The following is a 23,168-nucleotide window of genomic DNA, read 5'->3' as shown; positions in this document are numbered from 1 at the left end:
TCGTCGAGGCGTTGCGGGCATCTCTCAAGGAGACGGAACACCTGCGCCGCGCGAACGCCGAGCTGTCCGCGGCAGCGCACGAGCCGATCGCGATCGTGGGCATGAGCTGCCGCTATCCGGGCGGAGTGCGCTCGCCGGAGGACTTGTGGGAGCTGGTCGCCGCCGGGCGGGACGCCATCTCCGGCTTCCCGCGGAACCGCGGCTGGGATCTCGACGAGCTGTATGTGCCGGAGCCGGGCACCCCGGGCAAGTCGTATGTGCGCGAGGGCGGCTTCCTGTACGACGCGGACGAGTTCGATCCCGCCTTCTTCGAGATCAGCCCGCGCGAGGCGATGGCGATCGACCCGCAGCAGCGACTCCTGTTGCAGGCCTCGTGGGAGGCGATCGAGCGGGCCGGCATCGACCCGACGACGCTGCGCGGCAGCCGCACCGGCGTGTACGTGGGAATCGCGCGCCAGGAGTACGGGCCGCCGCTGCACGCATCGCCGCAAGCCCTTGAGGGCTACCTGATGACGGGCACCTCGGTCGCGGTCGCCTCGGGACGCATCTCCTACGTGTGGGGGTTCGAGGGACCGGCCGTCACGATCGACACGGCGTGCTCGTCGTCGCTGGTGACCCTGCACATGGCGGCCCAGGCGCTGCGCAACGGCGAGTGCTCGCTGGCGCTGGCGGGCGGCGTGACGGTCATGGCGATGCCCGGCGTGTTCGTCGAGTTCAGCCGGCAGCGCGGGCTTGCTCCGGACGGCCGGTGCAAGCCCTTCGCGTCCGCCGCGGACGGCACGGCCTGGGGCGAGGGGGTGGGTCTGCTGCTCCTGGAACGCCTCTCCGACGCCCGGCGACACGGTCACCAGGTGCTCGCGGTCGTCCGTGGCTCGGCCGTCAACCAGGACGGCGCCTCCAACGGCCTCACCGCCCCCAACGGCCCCTCCCAGCAGCGCGTCATCCGCCAGGCCCTGGCGAACGCGCGGCTGACGGCGGATCAGGTGGATGCCGTAGAGGCGCACGGCACCGGCACGACGCTGGGTGACCCGATCGAGGCGCAGGCGCTGCTGGCCACCTACGGCAAGGACCGGCCCGGCGGCCGGCCGCTGTGGCTGGGGTCGGTGAAGTCCAACATCGGTCACCCGCAGTGCGCCGCGGGCGCGGCGGGTGTCATCAAAATGGTGATGGCCATGCGGCACGGCACCTTGCCCAAGACGCTGCACCTGGACGAGCCGACGCCCCACGTGGACTGGTCGGCCGGCGCGGTGGAACTGCTCGCGGAGGCGCGGCCATGGCCGCAGACCGGCGGGCCGCGGCGGGCCGCGGTGTCGGCGTTCGGCGTGAGCGGCACGAACGCCCACCTGATCATCGAGCAGGCTCCCGAGGAGGAGACCACAGCGGGCAGCGCCGATCACGAGCCGGACGGCGCCGGACGGATCGTCCCGTGGGCCTTGTCGGCGCGGTCGGAGGAGGGCTTGCGGGCGCAAGCCGCCAAGCTGCGCGACTTCGCCGCCGCCGACGAGAGCCTGGACCTCGGCGATGTCGGCGGGTCGCTGGCGTCGAGCCGGGCGGGGCTCGAGCATCGCGCGGTGGTGCTGGGGCAGGACCGGCAGGAGCTGCTGAGCGGCCTGGCCTCCTTGGGCGAGGGCACGGAGTCCGCCCGGGTGGTGCGCGGTGTCGCGGGCAGACTCGGTGGTTCCGTCTTCATGCTCCCGGGACAGGGGGCGCGCTGGGTCGGCCTGGCGCGCCAGCTGTACGACCGTTTTCCCGTCTTCGCGCAGAGCCTCGACGAGGTCTGCGACCACTTCGAGGCCCACCTGCCGTACGCGCTGAAGCCCCTGCTCGTCGCCGACACGCTGGAGGAGGCCCGGGCGCAGCGCACCGACATCGCGCAGCCGGCGCTGTTCGCCCTCCAGGTGAGTCTGTATCGGCTCATGACGCAGTACTGCCCGCGGCCCGACTACCTGATCGGTCACTCCGTCGGCGAGATCACGGCCGCTCACGTCTCGGGCGCCATGGACCTGGAGAGCGCCACCAGGCTCGTGGCCGCTCGTGGTCGGGTCATGCAGACGGTCACCGAGCCGGGCGGCATGCTGGCGGTGCGCGCCTCGGAAGATGACGTGAGGGCGCTGCTCGACTCGTACGACCGTGTCGGTGTGGCCGCCGTCAACGGTCCGGAATCGCTGGTGGTCTCGGGTGACCGCGACGAGATCCTCGCGCTTCGGGACCGGCTCGTCGCCGACGGCACGCAGGCGAAACTGCTACCTGTGGACCACGCGTTCCACTCCCCGCTCATGGACCCGGTCCTCGACGAGTTCGCGGGAGCGATCGGAGAGCTGCCCGCCGGGCGGACGGTGATCCCGGTCGTCTCCACGAGGCTGGGCCGCGTGGCCACCTCTGAAGAGCTGACGTCGGTCGAGCACTGGGTGCACCACGTCCGCGCACCCGTCCGCTTCTTCGACGCGGTGGAGCACGCTCGGGCGGCCGGTGGGCAGGTCTTCCTCGAAGTGGGCCCGGGATCGGCCCTCGCGAGCATCACCAAGGAAGCCTTCGCCGGTGAGGGCGTGGACGACGCGGTGGTCCTGACGTCGTCGCGGCGGGACCGAGGACCCGTCGAGGCGCTGGTCGGCTCGCTGGCCCAGCTGCACGTCCGGGGCGGATCCGTCGACTGGGACGCCCTGCTGGGGGCGCGCCGACGGGCGGACCTTCCGACGTACGCGTTCGAGCGCCGGCGTTACTGGCTTGAGCCCTCGGCCGGGACGGGCGCCGCGGACGTGGCCTCGGCGGGACTCTCGGCCCCGGAACACCCGTTGCTCGGCGCGGTGGTGGACCATCCGGGCACGGGCGAGGTGGTGTTCACCGATCGGTGGTCCCTGCGCACGCACGACTGGCTGGCCGATCACGCCGTGTTCGGCACGGTCGTCGTACCGGGAACGGCCTACCTGGATCTGGCGCTGTGGGTGGGCGACACCGTCGGATGCGCGGGGGTCGACGAACTCTCCCTGGAAGTCCCCCTGGTCCTTCCCGAAGCGGGCGATGTACAGGTCCGGGTCGTCGTCGGCGCGGCCGGCGAGACGGGACGCCGTTCCCTGGACGTGTACTCGCGCCCCGGTGACGACGGCAGGACGGTGGGCGGCTGGACCCGTCACGCGACGGGAAACCTGGCACCGAGCACACCGAGCACACCGGGGCCGGCTGGGCGCACCGGGGAGGGGCCCTCACTCGCCGTGTGGCCGCCGGCCGGGGCGCACAGGATCGCCCTGGAGGGGTTCTACGATTCCCTCGCGGACAAGGGCTTCGACTACGGTCCGGCCTTCCGTGGGCTACGCGAGGTATGGCAGCACGGCGAGGACCTGTACGTGCTGGCCACTCTGCCGGCCACCGACGACGGCTCGGACGGCGGCGGGTTCGCCCTGCACCCCGCGCTGGTCGACGCGGTGCTGCACGCCGCGGCCGTCGGCGGGGTCCTCGACGTGGACGGCGGCCAGGGCTGGATGCCCTTCTCGTGGTCGCAGGCCGCCCTGACCGGGGAATGCGGCACCAGCGTCAGGGTGCGGATGACCCCGGCGGGCGACGGCGTCGTCTCCTTGGCGATCGCCGACGAGCACGGCAGCGACATCGCGCGCGTGGCGGCGCTGACGTTCCGGCCGGCCGGCCCCGAGCACCTGCGCTCGGCACGCGGCGGGAGCGCGCAATCGCTGTTCGAGCTGCGGTGGCGACCGTTCCAGCAGGGCGAGCAGGAAACCCGCCCGGGGCCGTGGGGCGTCATCGGCGCGAGGACCGGCCTGGCCTCTCGGCTCCTAAGGGCGGGCGAGGACGACGTCCTGCTCCATGCGTCCATGGAGGATGCCCTCAGCGGGGAGGCACCCCGGCACATCGTCCTGTGCCTGGACGACCTCGTCACCGCGGGAACGGACCTGTACGCCCAGGTCGCCGACGCGGACACCCGCGTCCTCGACTGGATCCAGCGGTTCCTCGCCGAGGAGCGGCTCGCCCGGTCCACGCTGGTGGTGCTCACCCGCCTGGCCCTCGACACCGGGGGCGGGGAGAGCGTCGAAAGCCTCCCCGGCGCGTCCGTGTGGGGCCTGATCCGCAGCGCCCAGACGGAGCACCCCGGCCGGTTCCGGCTGGTGGACGTCGATGACGACGAGAGGTCCTGGGCCTGCTTCCCCGGCGTACTGGCCCTCGGCGAAGAGCAGTTGGCCCTGCGCGCCGGCGCGTACCTCACACCGCGCATGACGCCGGCCTCGCCCGCGGACCACCGGATCGAGCCGCCTCCGGCCGGCGCCCACCGGTTGGGCATCCCCACCAAGGGGACGCTGGAGAACCTGACCTGGGTGCCGTGCCCCGAGGTGGAGGAGCCGCTGACCAGTGGCCAGGTGCGCGTCGCCGTGCAGGCCGCGGGGCTCAACTTCCGGGACGTCACGATAGCCCTGGGCCTGGTGGACCGGACGGCCTTCGGGGCCGGGCTCGGCAGCGAGGGCGCCGGCACGGTCCTTGAGGTGGCCGACGACGTCACCGAACTGGCGCCGGGCGACCGGGTGATGGGCGCGTTCTCCGGGGCCTTCGGACGCGTGGCCGTGACGGATCACCGCCTGCTCATGCCCACCCCCGAGGGGTGGAGCCACGCCGAGGCGGCATCCGTGCCGAGCGCCTTCCTCACCGCCTACCACGCGCTCTTCCACGTGATGAAGCTCGAAAAGGGGCAGCGGATCCTCATCCACGCGGCGGCGGGCGGCGTCGGGATGGCCGCCGTTCGACTGGCGCAGCACGTCGGCGCCGAGATATACGCGACCGCGAGCCCGGCGAAGTGGCCCGCCCTGCGCGCTCTCGGCCTGGACGACGAGCACCTGGCGTCGTCCCGCGACCTGGAGTTCGCGGACACGTTCCTGCACGCCACGGGCGGCCGGGGCATGGACGTCGTCCTGAACTCCCTCGCGCACAAGTTCGTCGACGCCTCGCTGAGGCTGCTGCCCGAGGGCGGCCACTTCATCGAGATGGGCAAGACGGACATCCGCGACCCCCGTCACGTCGCGGCCGACTACCCTGGCGTCGACTACCGGGCCTTCGACCTGTACGAGGAAGGCCTGGACGCGACCCAGGAGATGTTCCGGGCCGTCCTTGAGCTGTTCGCCGACGGACGCATACACCTGAACCCCATCTCCCTGCGGAACATCCGTGACGCGCGCGGCGCGTTCCGCGAGATGAGCCAGGGACGCCACGTGGGCAAGCTGGTCCTCGAAGTGGGCGACGCCTTCGGCGGTGGGACCGTACTGGTCACCGGCGGGACCGGGGGAGTGGGTTCCCTGGTGGCGCGGCATCTGGTCGCCGAGCACGGGGTGCGGAGCCTGGTCCTGGCAAGCCGTCGGGGAACGGCGGCCGACGGAGTGGCGGAGCTGGTCGCCGACCTGGAAGGGCACGGCGCGAGGGTCACGGTCCGGGCCGGTGACGTCGGGGACCGGGCCGCCGTGGCAGCCATGCTCACGGACCTGCCGCGGGGCTACCCGCTGACGGCTATCGTGCACGCGGCGGGTGCGCTGGCGGACGGCACCGTCGAGTCGCTGACCGCGCAGAGCGTCGAAGACGTACTGCGCGCCAAGGTCGGCGGCGCGGTCAACCTGCACGAGCTGACGCGGGAGCACACCCTGTCGGCGTTCGTGCAGTTCTCCGCCCTGGCGGGCACGCTCGGGAGCGGCGGACAGGCGAACTATGCCGCGGCGAACACGTTCCTGGACGGTCTGGCGGCCCAGCGCAGGGCTGCTGGCCTGGCCGGCACATCGCTGTGCTGGGGATGGTGGGAGCAGCGCAGCGGCATGACCGCGGACCTGGACCAGGCCGACCTCGTGCGGACGAGGCGCCTGGGCGTCGCCGCGATGGCGACACCCGAGGCGCTGGCCCTGTTCGACGCGGCGTGCGCGAGCGGCAAACCCGTCCTCATCCCGGCCCGGATGGACCTCTCCGCGCTGCGGAACAAGACCGGCGACGAGCTGCCGCTCCTGCTGCGCGACCTCGTCGGCACTCACCGTCCGCCCCGCAACCGGGTCGGCAAGGCCGGCGAAAGCGCCCCTCCCGGCCTGCCCGGCAGGCTGGCCGGCCTGCCGGCGGACGAGGCGGCGGCAGCCGTCCTCGACTGGGTCCGCGAGCAGGCCGCCGTCGTGCTCGGGCACCCCACCGGTGCGGCCGTCGACGCGGACCAGGCCTTCAGCCACCTCGGATTCGACTCGCTGACCGCGGTCGAACTGTGCAACCGCCTGGCGGCCTCGACCCACCTGCGCCTGTCGTCCACCCTCGTCTTCAGCTACCCGACACCACGCGAGTTGAGCGGACACCTCTTTGGTCTGCTGCGCCCGGAGCCCGACGAGGGTGCGGAGGGGGACACGGAGATCCGCGAGGTGCTGCGGACCGTCTCGATCGACAGCTTGCGCAGCGCGGGCCTGTTGGACCTGGTCCTTGCGTGCGCCGCACCCGCTGGACCGGGTACGGAGGGGCCGGCGCCCGGCGCGGGCACGGCCGCCGGTGAACTGGCGGCCCTGGACTTGGAAGCACTGGTCGACCTGGCTCTGGACGAGAGGGACATGTGACATGACCAACCCGCCGGACAGTACGGAGGAGGGCGCGGCCCGGGTCCAGAGGGCGCTGCGCACGCTGTTGGAAGAGCGCGACCGCCTGCGGCAGGAGAACGAGGCCCTGAAGGCCGACCGGGGCGCGCCGATCGCCGTGGTGGCCATGGCGTGCCGCTACCCGGGAGGCGTGTCGTCGCCCGAGGACCTGTGGGAGGTGGTCCGCGAGGGCCGGGACGTCGTGGACGCGTTCCCGCAGGATCGCGGGTGGCGGGATGTGTATGACCCGGATCCCGACACGGCCGGCAGCGCGTACGTGCGGCATGGCGGCTTCCTGAGGGACGTGGCCGGTTTCGACGCGAACTTCTTCGGCATCAGCCCGCGTGAGGCGCTGGCGACCGACCCGCAGCAGCGTCTGCTGCTGGAGACCTCATGGGAGGTCTTCGAGCGGGCGGGCATCGTTCCCGCCGGAGTGCGAGGGACCGACGTCGGTGTCTTCACCGGGGTGAGCTCACCCGAGTACGGGGCGCGTTTCTTGGAGGCCGACCAGCACGAACTGGAGGGCTACCTGCTGCACGGCAGCACGCTGAGCGTCGCCTCGGGCCGGGTGGCGTACGAGATGGGGTTCACCGGGCCGGCGCTGTCGGTGGACACGGCGTGCTCGTCGTCGCTGGTGGCCCTGCATCTGGCGGCGCACGCGCTGCGTTCGGGCGAGTGCTCGCTCGCGCTGGCCGGCGGGGCATCGGTGATGTCGACACCCGTGACCCTCGTGGAGTTCTCCCGGCAGCGTGCCCTGTCGGCCGACGGCCGCTGCAAGGCCTTCGCCGACGGAGCCGATGGAACCGGCTGGGCCGAGGGCGTGGGCGTCCTGCTGCTGGAGCGGCTGTCCGATGCCCGCCGCAACGGCCACCCGGTGCTGGCCGTGCTGCGCGGTTCCGCGGTGAACCAGGACGGCGCGAGCAACGGCCTGACCGCGCCCAACGGCCTCGCCCAGGAGAAGGTGATCCGCAAGGCACTGGCGAACGCGGGCGTTTCGGCCCGTGAGGTGGACGTCGTCGAGGCCCACGGCACCGGAACCGCGCTGGGGGACCCCATCGAGGCCGGTGCGCTGCTGGCGTCCTACGGACAGGACCGGGCCGCGGGCAGACCGCTGTGGCTGGGGTCCGTGAAGTCGAACATGGGCCACGCCCAGGCCGCCGCGGGAGTCGCCGGGGTGATCAAAATGGTGATGGCCATGCGCCACGCGTTCCTGCCGGGAACCCTGCACGCGGATACGCCCTCCCAGCATGTGGACTGGTCGTCCGGTGCGGTCGAACTGCTGGTCAAAGGGCGGGAGTGGTCCCGGCCGGACGGGCCGCGGCGGGCCGCGGTCTCGTCCTTCGGCGTCAGCGGCACCAACGCACACGTGATCTTGGAGGAGGCTCCGGCGTCGGAGCAGGCGCCCCGGCCCGCCCCGGACCCGGACGGCGCGGCAGGGCCGGTGCCGTGGGTGGTGTCGGGCAAGAGCTCTGCGGCACTGGAGGCGCAGGCGCAGCGGCTCAAGGACTTCGTCACCGCGCAGGCCGAGGTGTCGGTGGCCGATGTGGGGCTGTCCCTGGCGGTGTCGCGCTCGGCGTTCCGGCACCGGGCGGTCGTGACCGGCGCGGAGCGCGAACCGCTCCTGAAGCAGCTCGCCGAGCCCGTCGTGCGCGGAACGGCCGACATCGACGGCAAGACCGTGTTCGTCTTCCCCGGCCAGGGGGCGCAGTGGGCGGGCATGGCGGTGGAGTTGGTCGACTCCTCGCCGGTGTTCGCGGCTCGGCTCGCGGAGTGTGCGCGTGCGATCGAGGCACATGTGAAGTGGCGGGTCCTGGACGTGCTGCGGGAGGTGGAAGGGGCGCCGTCGCTGGAGCGTATCGAGGTGGTGCAGCCGGTGCTGTTCGCCGTGATGGTGTCCTTGGCCGAGATGTGGCGGGCGTCCGGCGTGGTGCCCGCGGCGGTGGTGGGCAGTTCGCAGGGAGAGATCGCCGCCGCGTGCGTGGCGGGGGCGTTGTCGTTGGAGGACGCGGCGCGGGTGGTGGTCCTGCGGTCGCAGTTGTTCGCCGACGAGCTAATGGGCCGGGGCGCGGTGGCGTCGGTGGCGTTGCCGCGGGCGGAGGTCGAGACGCGGCTTGAGCCGTGGGGGGAGCGGTTGTCGGTCGCGGGGGTCAACGGCCCCCGGGCGGCGACGGTGGCCGGGGAGACCGAGGCCTTGGAGGAACTGGTCGCGGCCTTGGAGAAGGAGGGGGTGCGGGCGCGGGTGGTGGCGGCGACCGTGGCCTCGCACTGCGCCCAGGTGGACCGGCTGCGCGAGCGGATTCTCGACCTGCTGGGCTTCGTCGAGCCCCGGGCGGGGTCGGTGCCGATGTACTCCACGGTGACCGGCGAGGTCCTTGACGGTTCCGAGCTGGACGCGGGCTACTGGTTCGACAACTGCCGCCGCCCGGTGGCCTTCGAGCCGGTCGTGCGCTCGCTGCTCGCCGACGGATTCCGGGCCTTCGTGGAGTCCAGCGCGCACCCGGTGTTGACGTGGGGGGTGTTGGAGACCGCTGAGGAGGCCGGCAGCGAGGTCGTCGCGGTGGGTTCGCTGCGCCGGGGCGAGGGCGGCCTTGAGCGGTTTTATTCCTCTTTGGGCGAGGTGTGGGTGCGGGGGGTGGACGTCGACTGGCCGGCGGTGTTCGCGGACCGGCCGGCGCGCGTCGTCGACCTGCCGACCTACGCGTTCCAGCGGCGGCGCTACTGGCTGAACGCCCCCTCGCACGCGGCGTCGACGGTGGAGATGCCCTCCGCCGAGCTGCCCGAGGACGAGGATGACACCGTCCCGCTGGCGGACAAGCTCGCCGCGCTCCCCGACGGCGACGCGGAGACCTTTGTACTGGACCACGTCCTGGAGAAGGTCGCCGTCGTTCTTGGGCACCCCTCCGCCGATACCATCGATCCCGACCAGAAATTCGGGGACATCGGATTCGACTCGATGCTGTCGGTGGAGCTCAGTAAACGCCTGGCCGCGACGACCGGACTCAAGCTGAGGGCGAATGTCGTGCTGCGCTACCCGACACCGAAACTGATCGCCGGGCACCTCATGTCCTCGATGGCCGGCAGTAATCCGCGCTAATTACCTTGCATTCCCGGGCCTTTGCGCCTTGTGCCGCGTCCCGCCGACGGGACACGGCGCGTTAGGGTCGCGGCCCGTATCGCCCCGGAACCTGAATGTCTTGACCGGCCGCTCCACCTCCGTGAAGGTGGAGGAGATCTGCGAATTCCTCCGCCTCCCGGGCCTATTTGTTGAGGGGTTGATCCGTTTGCGTTCATTCGATGCACCGGCTGCGCACAAGGGGATGTGGCTGGCGCAGAAAATGACTCCCGATTCGCTGAACCACGCGATGATCTTGTGGGACGTGGACGGTGAGCTGGACCCGGCGGCCATGGAATCCGCATTCCGGCACGTGCTGGACGAGGCCGAGGTCCTGCGCGTCAACTTCGTCGACGACGGCAGCGGTCTGCGCCTGGTGCCCAGGGAGTTGGGGGACTGGCGGCCCTTCTCCCTGGATCTCAGGTCCGAGGCCGACCCCGAACAGGCGGCGCGCGAAGCGCTGGCCGACACGGTGCGACGGCCCTTCGACCTGGAGCGGGATCTGCTGTTCCGGCTGGGCGTGGTCAAACTCGCGGCGGCCCGCTCGCTCGTGGTGATCGCCTACCACCACCTCATCTCGGACGGATACGGCGCAGCCGGTCTGCTGTCGCGGCGCATCGCCGAGGTGTACACCGCGCTGGCACGGGGGGAGAAGGCACCGGACCTGCCCCACCCGTGGGATGCCGAGTCGTTCACCGCCGGGGCAGCGGAGTATCACGGCTCGCAGAAATTCGCCGACGACACGGAGTTCTGGCGCGACTACCTCAAGGACGCGCCCGCACCCGCGCAGGTCCCGCGCGTCGCCCTGTCCGAGTCGACGCGCTCCGCGCTCTCCGAGCCGATGAGCAGCGCCGACCGCTGGTCGGAGGTGGCCGCCTCGATCGGCGTGGTGAGCCGCACGCTGACCGTCCCGCGCGCCGAGGCGGATGCGTGGGGCGAGGCCGCGAAGTCCATGGGCGTGTGGATGTCCTCGCTGCTGACCGCGGCCGCGGCGGTGTTCTTCCGGCACCGCTGCGATCGCCCGGAGTTCCTTTTCTCGCTGGCCGTGGGCAACCGGTCGGGGGCGGCGAGCAGGACCCCCGGTCTGGCGGTCAACGTCGTGCCGGTGCGGGTGCGGGTGCCGCTCGATGCGACCCTCACCGACATCACCGACGCGCTGAGCGACGAGACGTACGACATCTTCGATCACACCGCCTGCCATTACTCCGACATCCAGCGCGCGAGCGGAGCCGCCCTGGGCGACCGCGGCACGTTCGGCGCCGTCATGAACGTCACCGAGTTCGCGGAGCAACTCCACTTCGGCGACAGCCCGGCCCGCTATCTCTGCGCGACGACCGGGACGTTCGACGAACTGTCGATCGCCGTCGGCACCGACGGCAGCCCCGACAGCGACCTGTGCTTCCGGCTCGATGCCCCCGCGGAGCTGTACTCCCGGGCCGAGCTGCGCTTCATCGGTGCGGAGCTGATCGCCTACATCCGTGCGGTGACGGCCGCCGACGCGCACACGCGGGTCGGCGCCCTGGACGTGCTGAGCGGCGCCGAGCGGGACCAGGTCCTGACGGCGTCGCACGGCACGGACGCGTCACTGCCGGGACTGACGGTGCCGGAGCTTTTCGCCCGGCAGGTGCGGGCGGCTCCCGACGCCGTCGCGATGAGGTCGGGGGATGCGGCGGTCTCCTACCGGGAGTTGGACGAGCGGTCGGACCGGCTGGCCGAAGCGCTGCGGCGTCGGCAGGTGGGCCCGGAGGCGGTCGTGGGCGTGGCGCTGCCCCGATCGGTGGACTTGGCCGTCGCCCTGCTGGGCGTGGCGAAGGCGGGCGGAGCCTACCTGCCCATCGACCCCGCGGCCCCTACCGACGTGATCACGTCCGTGGTCAGGGACGCCTCGGCGCGCGTCGTGCTCACCGACGCGACGGCCGCGGAGGCGCTCAGGGCCGATCCGGATGTTCCGGTGATCGTGTTCGACGAACTCCGCGCGGAGGCCGCCGCCGGTGACAGGGACGCCGACGGGGACGCCGACAGCGCTGCGCGGACGGCCCCGGCCCGGATACACCGGGACAACCTGCTGGCCGTGGGTTACGGTTCCGCGTCGACCGGCGCCGCCACGGGAATCGCCGTGACGCACCGGAGCATGGAGCGGTTCGTCCTGGACAGCCACTGGCAGGAAGGCGGCCGCGGCACCGTGCTGTGGCATGCGCCGCCCACCTGGGAAGGGCTCGCCCTTGAACTGTGGGTGCCTCTGCTGAACGGTGGCCAGGTCGTCGTGGCTCCTCCGGCAGGACCGCACATCGAGACGCTGACCGAGTCGCTGGCAGCACACCAGATCTCCACGGCCTGGCTGCCGGCCTCCCTGTTCGCGGCGGTCGCCGCCACACGCCCCGCGTGCCTCGCCGGGCTGACCGAGGTGTGGACCAGTGGCGACCGTGTGCCCGCGGCCGCGCTGCGACGGGTGCGGGAGGCCTGCCCCGAGCTGACGCTCGTCCACGGCCACGGCCCGGCGGAGACGACCGGGCTCGCCGCAGGCCACCGTCTGAGCGCGAGCGCATCGGTGCTCGACGGCGGCACGATCGGCCGTCCGGCGGACCAGAGCGCGCTGTACGTGCTGGGGCCCGGCCTGGCGCCGGTCCCGGCAGGCGTGACGGGCGAGCTGTACGTCGCCGGACCCGCACTGGCGCGTGGCTATGCCGGGCGCCCCGGTCAGACCGCGGGGCGGTTCGTGCCCTGCCCCTTCGGCCCGCCCGGCACCCTCATGTACCGCACCGGAGAGCGCGTGCGGTGGGGGGCCGAAGGACGGCTTCAGTACGTGGGCCGGGCCGACGCCCGGGCGGAGATCCGGGGTGTCCGGGTCGAGGCGGCCGAGGTCGAGGAGGCGCTGGCCGAACACCCCGGCCTCGCACAGTCGATCGTGGTCGCCGTCAAGGACGACTCCGGGCAGCAGCGCCTGGTGGCCTACGTGGTCCCGGCGGGCGGCCCGGAAACCGGTGCCGGTCCTTCGGGCGAGGAACTGCGGCGGTTCGCCGCTGGGCGGCTGGCGGAAGCCATGGTGCCGTCGGCGTTCGTGACGCTCACGGAGCTGCCGGTGACGGCCGGCGGCAGGGTGGCCCGGGCGTCGCTGCCGGAGCCGGTGTTCGACGACGGACAGCACCGGGCACCGCGCAACAGCACCGAAAGGGCACTCGCCCAGGCCTTCGCGGACGCCCTGGAAGTGGACCGGGTGGGCATCGACGACGACTTCTTCGACCTGGGCGGCAACTCGCTGCGCGCCATCAGGCTGGTCGGTCTGATCCGGGCGGAACTCAACCAGGAGGTGTCCATCCGCACGCTGTTCGCGGTCCGTACCGTCGCCGGCCTGTCCGACACGTGGAAGGACCTCACCCAGTCCAGCAGGCCGACCCTGCGCCGCAGGACGAAAGACGGCCAGGTCCTCTGAGCGGGCCGCGGCCGACAAGGAGGGCCCGGTGGGCCCGAGCAGGTACGTGGAGAGCAGTTCATGACGTCACAGGCGCAGCGGACCGAGGGGGAGAACGACGTGGGGCACACCGGCTGGGACACGGACGTGGTGATCGCGGGCGCCGGTCCGACGGGCTTGATGCTCGCCTGCGAGCTGCGCCTGGCGGGCGCCGACGTGGTGGTGGTCGAGCGGCTCCCGGAGCGCACGGGCGAGTCGCGGGCCGGCGGGATGCACTCGCGCACGCTGGAGGTGCTGGACCAGCGCGGAGTCCTGGACCGCTTCCTGGCCCTCGGTGAACTACAGGGAGTGGGCCACTTCTCCGCCCTGCGGTTGGAGTTCGACGAGTCCGAGTCCCGCCACCCCTACCCGCTGATGATCCTTCAGTCCACCGTGGAACTGCTGATGGAGCAGTGGGCCGCCGAGCTCGGCGTACAGGTGCGCCGGTCGTCCGAGGTGATTGGCATCCGCCAGGACGAGTCCGGTGTGGCCGTCGAGCTGCGTACGGCGCAGACGTCACCGGCGACGCTGCGCGCCCGCTACCTGGTGGGTTGCGACGGTGCGCGCAGCACGGTGCGCAAACTGACGGGCATCGACTTCCCCGGCACCCCGGCGACGATGACCTCCCTGATCGGCGACGTCGAACTCCCCGATCTGCCCGAGGACTACATCTGGGGCCGGCGCTGCCCGGCCGGCGACTACTCGGTCATCGCCTTCGAGCCGGGCTGGTACCGGGTGATCACGACCGAGCACGGCCAGGTCGCGGACCGCGACGAACCCACGACGTTCGAACAGCTCCGGCAGTCGCTGATCAGGATCGCGGGCACGGACTACGGCATGCACGGTCCGCGCTGGGTCTCGCGGTTCAGCGACGCCGCGCGCCAGGCCGCCCAGTACCGCACGGGCCGCGTGCTGCTCGCGGGCGACGCGGCGCACATCCACTTCCCGGCCGGCGGGCAAGGGCTGAACATGGGGGTGCAGGACGCGGTCAACCTCGGCTGGAAGCTCGCATCGGTGGTGCGCGGACAGGCACCCGACAGCCTCCTGGACAGTTACCACGCCGAGCGCCACCCCGTCGGGGAGCGGGTGCTGCACAACACCCGGGCGCAGGCGGCCCTGGCCCGCCCCGGCGCCCACACGGACGCGCTGCGCGACGTGTTCGCCGCGCTCATAGTCTTCGACGACGTCAACGCCCATCTGCGGGGCATGCTCACGGCGCTGGACATCCGCTACCCGACCGACGGCGACCATCTGCTGGCGGGACGCCGGGTCCCCGACGCCGACCTGAAGACGGTCGAGGGCGCCACCCGCGTGTACGAACTGCTGCACGCCGCCCGCCCGGTCCTGCTCGACCTGCGCGGCAGCGCCCGGGTGACGGCGGTCGCCGAGGGCTGGGCCGACCGTATCGACGTCGTCGAGGCGCGCAGCGAGGACGACCACTGGCCCGTCCCGGCCGTCGGTGAGATTCCCGCTCCCGCCGCGCTGCTCATCCGCCCCGACGGCCATGTCGCCTGGGCGGCCGCCGCGGGAGAAGCGCCCGACACCGGGGCGCTGCGCACCGCGCTCACCACTTGGTGCGGCCCGGCGACAGCGGCGCCCGCACGGCGGACCTAGCCACCGAGGCGAAAGACGGACCTTGCGCGCAGGCGTGTCCCGCTGACGGGACACGCGTGCACGGCCCCACGAATACGCCGATACATATCGGTGCGCGTCGGCTGAGTTCGACGTACTTGAATGGTTCATCGCGCCGGTCTACGTTGGCGGCGCGACCGATGGAGATGAAATCCCGCCCCGGACGTGGATCCTTCTGGGTGCGGATGAGTACCGGTCGGAGATGCGAACAACGCATCGCACATCCATGCCAGCGGGAGAATTCTATGAGTGATCGTGAAAACGAGATCTACGACGTGGTCGGAATTGGCTTCGGCCCGTCCAACCTGTCACTCGCCATCGCCCTGGAAGAATACCGGGCGAAGGGTCCGGAGAATGAGATCAACGCCCTCTTCCTGGAGCGTCAGTCGTCGTTCGGCTGGCATCGGAACATGCTGCTTCCGTCGGCGACCATGCAGATATCCTTTCTCAAGGACCTGGTCACCTTCCGCAATCCGACGTCGAGCTTCAGCTTCATCGCGTATCTGCACGCCTCGGGCCGGCTCCCGCAGTTCGTCAACAACCAGGACTTCTTCCCCACGCGCGAGGAGTTCCACCAGTACCTCGAGTGGGCGCAGTCGCGCGTGGCCGATCGCATCGCGTACAACTCGGAGGTGACGTCGATCCGGTTGCCGCCGGGCGGCGGCGCGGACGAGTCGGACCGGCTGCGGCTGGAGGTGGCGGACGCCACCGGGCGGACCGGCCGTGTCGTCGAGGCACGCAACGTGGTGATCTCGACGGGCCTTGTCCCGAACATGCCCGAGGGAACCGAGCGCGACGACCGGGTCTGGCACAGCTCGGAGTTCCTGGCGAAATACCGCCGGACGAACCCCGCGGAGCTGCGCCGGGTGGCGGTGGTCGGAGCGGGCCAGAGCGCAGCCGAGATCACCAGGTTCCTGTATGACGAGCTGCCGCATGCCGAGGTGTGCGCGGTCATCCCCTCCTACGGTTACTCCGTCGCGGACGACACCCCCTTCGCCAACCAGATCTTCGACCCGGGGGCCGTCGACGACTACTACTTCGGCACCGAGGAGACGCGGGAGGCGTTTTGGCGGTACCACCGCAACACGAACTACTCCGTCGTCGACGACGACGTGATCAGGTCGCTGTACCGCAGGTCGTACGACGACGACGTACGCAGTGTCCGGCGCCTTCAGTTCCTCAACCTGTCGAGGGTCACCGGTGTGAAACGCCTCGGTGCCGAGACTCGCGTCTCTCTTCAGGTGGGCCCCGACGCCGAGGTGCGTGAACTGGACTTCGACGTCCTGGTCTGCGCCACCGGCTACAACACGATGCAGCCCACGGGCCTGCTCGGCGAGCTCGACCGCAACTGCCTGCGCGACGCGGCCGGCCGCTACCGCGTGGAGCGGGACTACCGCATCGTCACCGCACCGCAGATGCAGTGCGGCATCTATCTTCAGGGCGGCACCGAGCACACCCACGGCCTGACCTCCTCCCTGCTGTCGAACATCGCGGTACGAAGCGGCGAGATCGCCGACTCGATCGTCACCCGGTGTGCGGGGCGTGAAGCCGAACACGCGGTCCTCGCCGAGGTCGGAGGCGACATCCGCTGAGGGCGATGCGGTCCCCGGCGGGCCGGGTCGCACCGAGATACGTCGGATCGCCGATCGCGCCGATCCCTACATGCCTCCAGCATCCGGAAAGGGAATGTGGATGAGGAGTCCGGAGCAAGAGCGGTGGATACGCCGCTTCCGTGATGACGACGGGTGCGAGACGAAACTCGTCTGCTTTCCCCATGCCGGCGGCTGGGCGAGCGCCTACCGCACCTGGCCTCGGGGGCTGCCCTCGGACACCGGGGTGCTGGCCGTCCGGTACCCGGGCCGGGAGGACCGCTACAGCGATCCGTTCCCCTCGGGGCTGGAGGCGCTCGCGGACGACATCGCCGATGCGCTCACCGAGCTGACGCGGTACCGCTTGGTGCTGTTCGGCCACAGCATGGGGGCCTCCGTGGCCCACGAGGTGGCGCTGCGCCTTCAGCGGCGGGGGTGTCCGCCGGCCGCCTTGTGCGTGTCCGGCCGACGTCCGCCGCACGCGCTGCAAGGCATGCGGCGGCTCTCCGGCACGGACGAGGAGATCATCGCCGACATCCTGCGCTTCGACGCGAGCCGTGCCCCCGTCTTCGCGGACCCCGACCTGAGGGACCTCGTGCTCCCGGCGGTGCGCGCCGACTACCGCCTGGTGGACGACTACCGCGCCGGCCGCCGCCCACCGCTGGACTGCCCCGTGTACGGCTACACCGGCGACGACGATTCCGAAGTGACCCCGGAGCAGATGCGCGGCTGGGCGGACATGACCAACGAGACCTTCCAGCTTCGGGTGCTGCCCGGCGGGCACTTCTATCTCATCGCCGAGGAGGCCGCGCTGCTGGCCGACGTGAGCGACGTCGTGAGCGGCCTCAAGTGCCGTACACGGACGGCGTCTTGAGATAGGCGGCAGCCGGGCTGCCGCACGCTCCACGACCACCGCACCCGCCGACGGCCGGACACCGCCACCTGCCTCGGTGACCAACTTCTCCCATCACCCCGCACGGGCCAGGGGCACAGCCCCTGGCCCGTCGTGCTGTCGGTCGGCAGGTGCGGTCTCGCTCTGTGCCCAGCTCGACGACGCGGCCAGCCCTCGTGATGCCCGTGGCAGCCGCCCGAGCGAGCGTTCATTGCGTGCCGGAACGCTCCACCACGATGTCGCCGATCACGGTCCGGGCCTGGACGGACACGACTTCGCCGGTCTGCTCGTCCGTGTCCAGGAGCGAGAGGGCCGTGGAGACCGTGCCCGCGGCGGAGTCGAGAGACAGCCGGGCACCGCTGTTCTCGGCCACCCCGACGCGGATGCCGCCGCACGTGGTGGCGACGGTCACCGACCCGCGCCGCACCTCTCCCACGGCGATGTCCCCGTCGATCGTCCGGGCATCCACGTCGTCGTGCGCCCGGCCGATCCAGATGGCCCCCCGCTCGGCGTACAGACGTACGGCCCCGCGCACCTCTTCCACGGTGGCGTCGCCTTCGCCCTTCGCGCTGAGCGTGGCTCTGCCCTCGACCGATCCCAGGCGCACGTCGCCCCGTCCCGCCGTCGCCTCGATGGTGCCGACCGCGCGGTCGACGGTGATGTCGCCGAGGGTGGCTTCCACGTGCAGGCTGCCGGTGCGGTGAAGCCTGATGTGCCCCAGGCCCGTCTTGAGCCGGCACTCGCCCAGCTCTCCCGCTCCCAGGAAGTCCGCCGCCATGCCCCGGCCGTGCAGGCTCGATCCCGTGGGTACGGCGAGGGCCACGATGACCGCGCCGCCCCCGCAGCCGCCGGGCCCCGGAACGTTCACCAGGAGCCGGCCGTCGGCGTACTCGATGTGCGGCCGCCGGGCGGTCTGTATGTCGTCCTGGTTGTCGCTCTCGCGCGGGCACACCTCGACCGTCGTGTCGGTGCGGTCGCTCGCGGCGACCCGGACCTGGCCGCACACGAGGTTGATCACGACCTGGACGGGTGAGGGCGTCTCGAACGTCGGCATGGCGGGCCGCCTTCGGGATGTCTGCGGCTGCCGGCCTGATGACGGCGGCCCGAATGACGCGGGTTCACGCTTCGTCGCGGGGGGTCGGTTCTGTTCCCCCTGAGGCGCGGCCGGGGCACGGGCCCCGTATCGCCGGGGAACTGGGTGGATGCTGGTCCGTCCTCAGCACGTCGGACACCTTGCCCTTCGCCGTGCACGGGGACGCGGCGCACCACGGTCCCGTGCTGTCTGCCTTCTGGTGTGATGGTCTGTGCTTCTTCTGGCACTGGACGCACGAGAAACGGTGGGGGGGACCCGCGGTTCGGATCGCGACTCTCCACTGATGCCATGTGGTGCCACAGTAGCGCCATGAGGCGAAGTCCGTGCCCAAGGGAGCGTGGACCGCCCTGGGGCAGCGTGCGGAATCGGTCAACTGTGTGCGGGCGCGCCCCGAGAGCTAAGACGGCGATACGCCCCCTCCGGCGGCGGATCGGACGTGGACGGATGGGCCGAAGCGGCCCGGTGGCCCCCTGTCCCTGGCCGGTGTGCGCGGTGCGGTGCAGGCGAGGAGGGCGCGTCGCTGAAGGAGCGTCGGGCGATGGGATGACGCCAAAATCAACGTGACCGGCGTTCCGGCGTTGCGGAGCTGTGGTCGGCTCCTGCTGGGTTCGAACGTCTGGCCCGCACCGGCCGCTCTTGCGGTGTGCCTCGTGACCTCTGCTCCACGGCCGGGGCGGATCATCGGTATGTGGACAACGCTCGTCGAAATGGCGCGAGTTGGCGGTAGTGCTGGAGCCAAAGTGGTGTCAGTGTGGCCAAGGCGGCTCGGACGGTACAGCCCGAGGTGGGACGGGGCCCGCCGCGGAGGGCTGCCCGCCTTGGGGGCGGTGAGGGCGGGATGCCGTCGTGCCGGCCTGCGGCCTGGGACCGGCGGCGTGCGGCACGCGGGGTCATCGCGCCGGGCGCGTACGCGTCTGCTGTGCCGTGTCGTGGGGCGGATCAGCGGAAAGACCGTGCAAGTGCCGAAAGGCGTACGCGGCCGAGACGAGGGCCATGTGGTGATACCAGCCGGGGAACGAGCGTCCCTCGAAGTCCAGCAGGCCGAAGTCCCGCTCCATGGAGGCGAGCGCGTTGGCCGTCCCGGCGTGCAGGGTGGCGATCGCGCCGACCTCCGCGAGGGTGCGATGGGCGAGGCTGGTGAGCCACAGTGGACGCGGAGCACCGGCGGGGTCCGCTTCGGTGAACAGCCGGTAGGGAGGGCCCGGAGGGTGGCCGGGAGTGTCGCCCGCCAGGCGGACGAGCGATGTCTGGAGGTTCGCGACGCGCCGTTCCTTGGAGGCCAGCGGGAGGACGGCGGTCTCCGGGCTCTGTGCCGAGATCAGGGTCCTTGCGTCCACCGGGGCCGAGGAGGCCTCGCCGACGGGTAGCGCCGCGAGGTGGGGCGGCACGGCGACGACGAATTCGCGCCGCCGCTTGGCGAGTCCGTGCAGCAGGTACCCCACGTCGGGTTCGTCGCTCATGTCGACGAGGACGACCGAGGACGGCGAGTTCGTACGGGCCGAGAGCCGGTCGACGAGCCGCAGCGTGTCCGACCACAACGGCCGGTACTGCTCGCAGTCCGGTATGCGCGCCTCCCAGCGCCGCACGGGGTCCTGCGTCCAGGTCGTCGACAGGTGGAGGCACCAGTCGACGGGAAGTTGGACGTCGCCCACGCACAGGAAGGAGCCCAGCCCCAGCTGGCAGTTGAGGGTACGGCCCGAGGCCGGGTCGAAGTGGCGATGAACGCCCACCGACCGGTCACCGCGCTTGGGCAGAATGGCCCGTCCTATGGACCACACGGGCCCGGGTCCGCGGTCCGTCACCCAGTGGGTGAGCTCCTCCATGACCTCGTCGAAGCCCCACGGGCTGAGGCTGACGAACTGGCGCAGCGACTGTACGACGGAGGGGTCGGGGGAGACCGCGGTCGCGAGCCGGCGCACCGACTTCTTGCCCGGGGTGACGAGCAGCGCCTTCAGATAGGCGTGGGCCCACTTGCGTTGGTCGGTCCGGCGTAAACTGCTGAATATGGTGCTACTGAAACGATCCAGAGACAGGTCCGAATTGATTGGATAAGTCGGGCCTCTTGAAGCCGACGAGCTGCCTGCTTGGGTCGTCGCCATGACGCAATAACTCCCCCGAGGTTACTGAGTGCTGTGGGGCGAAAGTGTAAATCGCACGCCCGTGTGGTGTCACCATCCGCAGGTTGGCTGACTCGTTATGGTGCCCCGGATGGCGCATAGTCTCGCGGCGTGCGGCGGCATGACGAGAGCCGGATTCCGCTCGGCCCTTCACCGCCCGGCGGCCGTTCGCGCCGTTGGCGCAGGTGTGCGGGCGCCGTCATGATCCAGGGGTAATGATCTTCGTGGGCACGGCCTTTGTGAGCATGGCGTGAGGGTATGCCGCCGACGGGTTGACGCCGGAGGGCAGGGCGTGGCATATCGCGCGAATGCCCATGTCGGCGCGGGCTATGCAGGTGTGCTCACATCGCGCCAATCGGCGGCTCTGGACCGCTTGGCGGGCCGGGCGCTCGAACTCTGCAAAGTAGTGCTCGCTGGCACCTGGATACTTGAACTGGCATCGATGTCAGGATCTACTCAAGAGCGCGGTAGTTGGCCGACCCAGCCTGAACATGTGGCCGCGTAATGCCCGGTACGTTCAGGTTGTCAGCGCTCCTCTGCGAGCGGTGACCGGTGTATGAAGTGCGTTAAAAAACGGGGAGAACACTTGCCTTTTTTGACGGGGGCCCGCCGCGAAACCGCTCGGTCGATACGCGCGTTGAAACGGAGCCGTAATGACACAGCAGGTCGAGGACTGCCAGGACTCCAAGGCGACTTTGTTCGGCAGAACCGCAGGGGCCGGAGAAGGTGCCCGAAGAAGCGGCGGGATCCAGTCGCGGCGTGAACAGGTGCTCACCACAAAGGTGGGGCTGCACATACCCAGAGGGCTGGCTTTCGAGGAGTGGGAACGCGCCGGACGCCAGCTCTCCGGGTTACTCAACTCGTCGTCCTGGTGGCTGGGCGACTGGCTCGTCTACGGCAAGGACCACTATGCCGACCGCTATGAGCTCGGCATCCGGGCGGCCGGCCTCCAATATCAGACGCTGCGCAACTATGCCTGGGTCTCTCGGCGGTTCGAGGTGCAACGGCGCCGGCAGGCGCTCAGCTTCCAGCACCATGCCGAGCTGGCTTCGCTGCACGTGGACGAGCAGGAGGTCTGGCTCGATCGTGCGGAGCGCTCGAAGTGGAGCACCAAGCAACTGCGCCATGCCATCCGTGCCCAGCGCGTGGACGCCACGCAGGAGGCGGATGCCGTGGCGGCCACCCGTCGGCTCGCCGTGCCCGACAACCGGCTTCAGTGGTGGCACAAGGCGGCGGCCCTGACCGGCGCCGAGTTGGAGGAGTGGGTGATGGCCACGCTCGATGCCGCCGCCGAGCAGGTGCTGAAGGAGACGGACCTGCCACCTCGCGTCGAGTGAGCGGATCGCGGGCGCCGATCGGCACGCTCCTCGCGTCGCGGGCGGAAGTGGAGTGTCCGTCCGCGACGGTGAACGGCGTGGGGTCCGCACGCGCCGAGCGGTGCGGACCCCGGGGTGTGGAGCGCGGCTGCTAGGGCAGACGGGTCATGAGCTCCGCGGTCTGCGCATGCCGGGTGCAGCCGCGCCCGGCGAACGACTGCACCACCCGCTCGCGGACGTCGGGATCCTGTTCCTGACTCAGTTTGAACATTCCCTCGGCCTTGGTCACCCGGACCCGGAAAGCACCGACACCCGGCACTATCTTGCGGAAATAATCGAGGGACTCGGCCATGTCCCAGCTTTCGCCGAGTTCCTTCTCGAAGGCGCGCACGGTCGCCTGTACGACACCCAGGGTCTCTTCTGTCGACGCGATCTTCTCCACCACGCCGTGCACGTGCACCGAGGTGAAATTCCACGTCGGGGCGGCCGGTGTGATGTCGTAGACGGTGGGTGAAACATAGGCGTGCGGACCGGTGAACGTCAGCAGGATGACCGTTCCCGTGTCCAGCGCCTTCCAGTGCGGATTGGCCCGGTTCATGTGCCCCAGCAGAGGCATGCCGGCCAGGTCCGAAATGGGCTCTCCCTCCCACTGCGGGTCGGTGATGACCGGAAGATGGGTGGCGAACGGTCCGTCGGCGGGAGTTCCATTGCTGGCCGCCAGTGCCAGCGGGTTCTCGCGCATCAGGTCGAGAATCCACGAGACGTCAGGTTCTCGGTAGTGACGGGGAACGAACATGCGGCATCTACCTTTCGTCGTACGGCGTGCACAGCGGCTCGGGGGCATCGAGACGCAAGGCTCGGAAACCGATGTGGCGAATCAGCGGTGAATCATCGGCGAAACGTGAAATCGCCGTACTGTCCCGTTGGCAGGACAACCGCTCCTTCATCGTGACGCGCCGTCGCATCTCGTGCAACGAAGGGCAGAAGCGAGGCCTGGGGGAGTTTCGCCGGGCCGGAAAGGGCAATGCCGAGCATATTGATGCAAGGCGAGTTTCCGTGCGACTCCAAAAGAATTAGTGGGGCGTGGGCAGGCGGTCAACCCGTGCGACGAGAAGACCTGTGCGCCCCCAAATGCCGGAGACGCCCGGCAGACTCTTCAAGCCAGCCCGCGGCGACAGGTGTCGCGCCGAGCGACCCGCAGACCCAGCGATCATGTGACGTTTCAGCCCGACGCCCGGGGACACAGTTTCGGCCACGGGCCGCACCGAACGAACTGCACCCCCGCGTCGAACGGTTACGGCCCGCTCCAAACGGGCACAGCACCGCCGGGCCCGCTCCGAACGGGCACGACACCGCCCGATCGGGTCGCACGAGCGGTGGCGTGATCA

Annotated in this window: 10 protein-coding genes; 7 read left to right on the top strand and 3 right to left on the bottom strand. The window is 70.9% G+C overall.

The window, feature by feature from the left end; all coding sequences use genetic code 11:
• Positions 1 to 11: 11 nt before the first annotated feature.
• The 6 genes from QBL25_RS02080 to QBL25_RS02055 all read left to right on the top strand — a co-directional run bounded on the left by QBL25_RS02080 (position 12) and on the right by QBL25_RS02055 (position 17,236).
• On the top strand, positions 12 to 6,563 hold the full coding sequence (locus tag QBL25_RS02080) for a type I polyketide synthase (protein WP_409062518.1): 6,552 nt from the start codon (positions 12 to 14) through the stop codon (positions 6,561 to 6,563).
• Positions 6,564 to 6,630: 67 nt separating this feature from the next.
• Positions 6,631 to 9,675, top strand: a complete 3,045-nt coding sequence (locus tag QBL25_RS02075) for a type I polyketide synthase (protein WP_409062517.1) — start codon at positions 6,631 to 6,633, stop codon at positions 9,673 to 9,675.
• A gap of 223 nt (positions 9,676 to 9,898) precedes the next feature.
• Positions 9,899 to 13,123, top strand: coding sequence for an AMP-binding protein (locus tag QBL25_RS02070; RefSeq protein WP_409062516.1), 3,225 nt, complete (start codon positions 9,899 to 9,901; stop codon positions 13,121 to 13,123).
• Between the two features lie 60 nt (positions 13,124 to 13,183).
• Positions 13,184 to 14,755 carry an FAD-dependent monooxygenase gene (locus QBL25_RS02065; protein WP_409055213.1) on the top strand — a complete coding sequence of 524 codons (1,572 nt, stop codon included), beginning with the start codon at positions 13,184 to 13,186 and terminating at the stop codon, positions 14,753 to 14,755.
• A gap of 263 nt (positions 14,756 to 15,018) precedes the next feature.
• Positions 15,019 to 16,365 carry a lysine N(6)-hydroxylase/L-ornithine N(5)-oxygenase family protein gene (locus QBL25_RS02060; protein WP_409055212.1) on the top strand — a complete coding sequence of 449 codons (1,347 nt, stop codon included), beginning with the start codon at positions 15,019 to 15,021 and terminating at the stop codon, positions 16,363 to 16,365.
• A 100-nt stretch (positions 16,366 to 16,465) separates the two neighbouring features.
• On the top strand, positions 16,466 to 17,236 hold the full coding sequence (locus QBL25_RS02055) for a thioesterase II family protein (RefSeq protein WP_409055211.1): 771 nt from the start codon (positions 16,466 to 16,468) through the stop codon (positions 17,234 to 17,236).
• 226 nt (positions 17,237 to 17,462) lie between these two features.
• On the opposite strand, the gene QBL25_RS02050 is transcribed toward QBL25_RS02055, so the two are convergent.
• A complete protein-coding gene (locus QBL25_RS02050; protein ID WP_409055210.1) occupies positions 17,463 to 18,308 on the bottom strand; it encodes a DUF4097 family beta strand repeat-containing protein in 846 nt (281 codons plus the stop codon).
• 929 nt (positions 18,309 to 19,237) lie between these two features.
• On the bottom strand, positions 19,238 to 20,446 hold the full coding sequence (locus QBL25_RS02045; protein ID WP_409055209.1) for an IS701 family transposase: 1,209 nt from the start codon (positions 20,444 to 20,446) through the stop codon (positions 19,238 to 19,240).
• Between the two features lie 671 nt (positions 20,447 to 21,117).
• Here QBL25_RS02045 and QBL25_RS02040 point away from each other — a divergent pair.
• Entirely contained in the window at positions 21,118 to 21,801 is a 684-nt protein-coding gene (locus QBL25_RS02040) for an LmbU family transcriptional regulator (RefSeq protein ID WP_409055208.1), read from the top strand.
• 130 nt (positions 21,802 to 21,931) lie between these two features.
• Here QBL25_RS02040 and QBL25_RS02035 read toward each other — a convergent pair whose 3' ends face one another.
• Entirely contained in the window at positions 21,932 to 22,576 is a 645-nt protein-coding gene (locus tag QBL25_RS02035) for an FMN-binding negative transcriptional regulator (protein WP_409055207.1), read from the bottom strand.
• Between the last annotated feature and the right edge of the window lie 592 nt (positions 22,577 to 23,168).

Origin of the sequence: Streptomyces sp. SYP-A7185 (genome assembly GCF_046103685.1) — a bacterium.
Lineage (GTDB): Bacteria > Actinomycetota > Actinomycetes > Streptomycetales > Streptomycetaceae > Streptomyces.
The sequence above is the reverse complement of the archived record's forward strand: the minus strand, read 5'-3'. Positions and strand labels throughout refer to the sequence as shown.

Bases quoted from the DNA above. Each gene is read 5' to 3' on its own strand.
- QBL25_RS02070 (WP_409062516.1), top strand. From the start codon at position 9,899: ATGTGGCTGGCGCAGAAAATGACTCCCGATTCGCTGAACCACGCGATG.
- QBL25_RS02065 (WP_409055213.1), top strand. From the start codon at position 13,184: ATGACGTCACAGGCGCAGCGGACCGAGGGGGAGAACGACGTGGGGCAC.
- QBL25_RS02060 (WP_409055212.1), top strand. From the start codon at position 15,019: ATGAGTGATCGTGAAAACGAGATCTACGACGTGGTCGGAATTGGCTTC.
- QBL25_RS02055 (WP_409055211.1), top strand. From the start codon at position 16,466: ATGAGGAGTCCGGAGCAAGAGCGGTGGATACGCCGCTTCCGTGATGAC.
- QBL25_RS02050 (WP_409055210.1), bottom strand. From the start codon at position 18,308: ATGCCGACGTTCGAGACGCCCTCACCCGTCCAGGTCGTGATCAACCTC.
- QBL25_RS02045 (WP_409055209.1), bottom strand. From the start codon at position 20,446: ATGGCGACGACCCAAGCAGGCAGCTCGTCGGCTTCAAGAGGCCCGACT.
- QBL25_RS02040 (WP_409055208.1), top strand. From the start codon at position 21,118: ATGACACAGCAGGTCGAGGACTGCCAGGACTCCAAGGCGACTTTGTTC.
- QBL25_RS02035 (WP_409055207.1), bottom strand. From the start codon at position 22,576: ATGTTCGTTCCCCGTCACTACCGAGAACCTGACGTCTCGTGGATTCTC.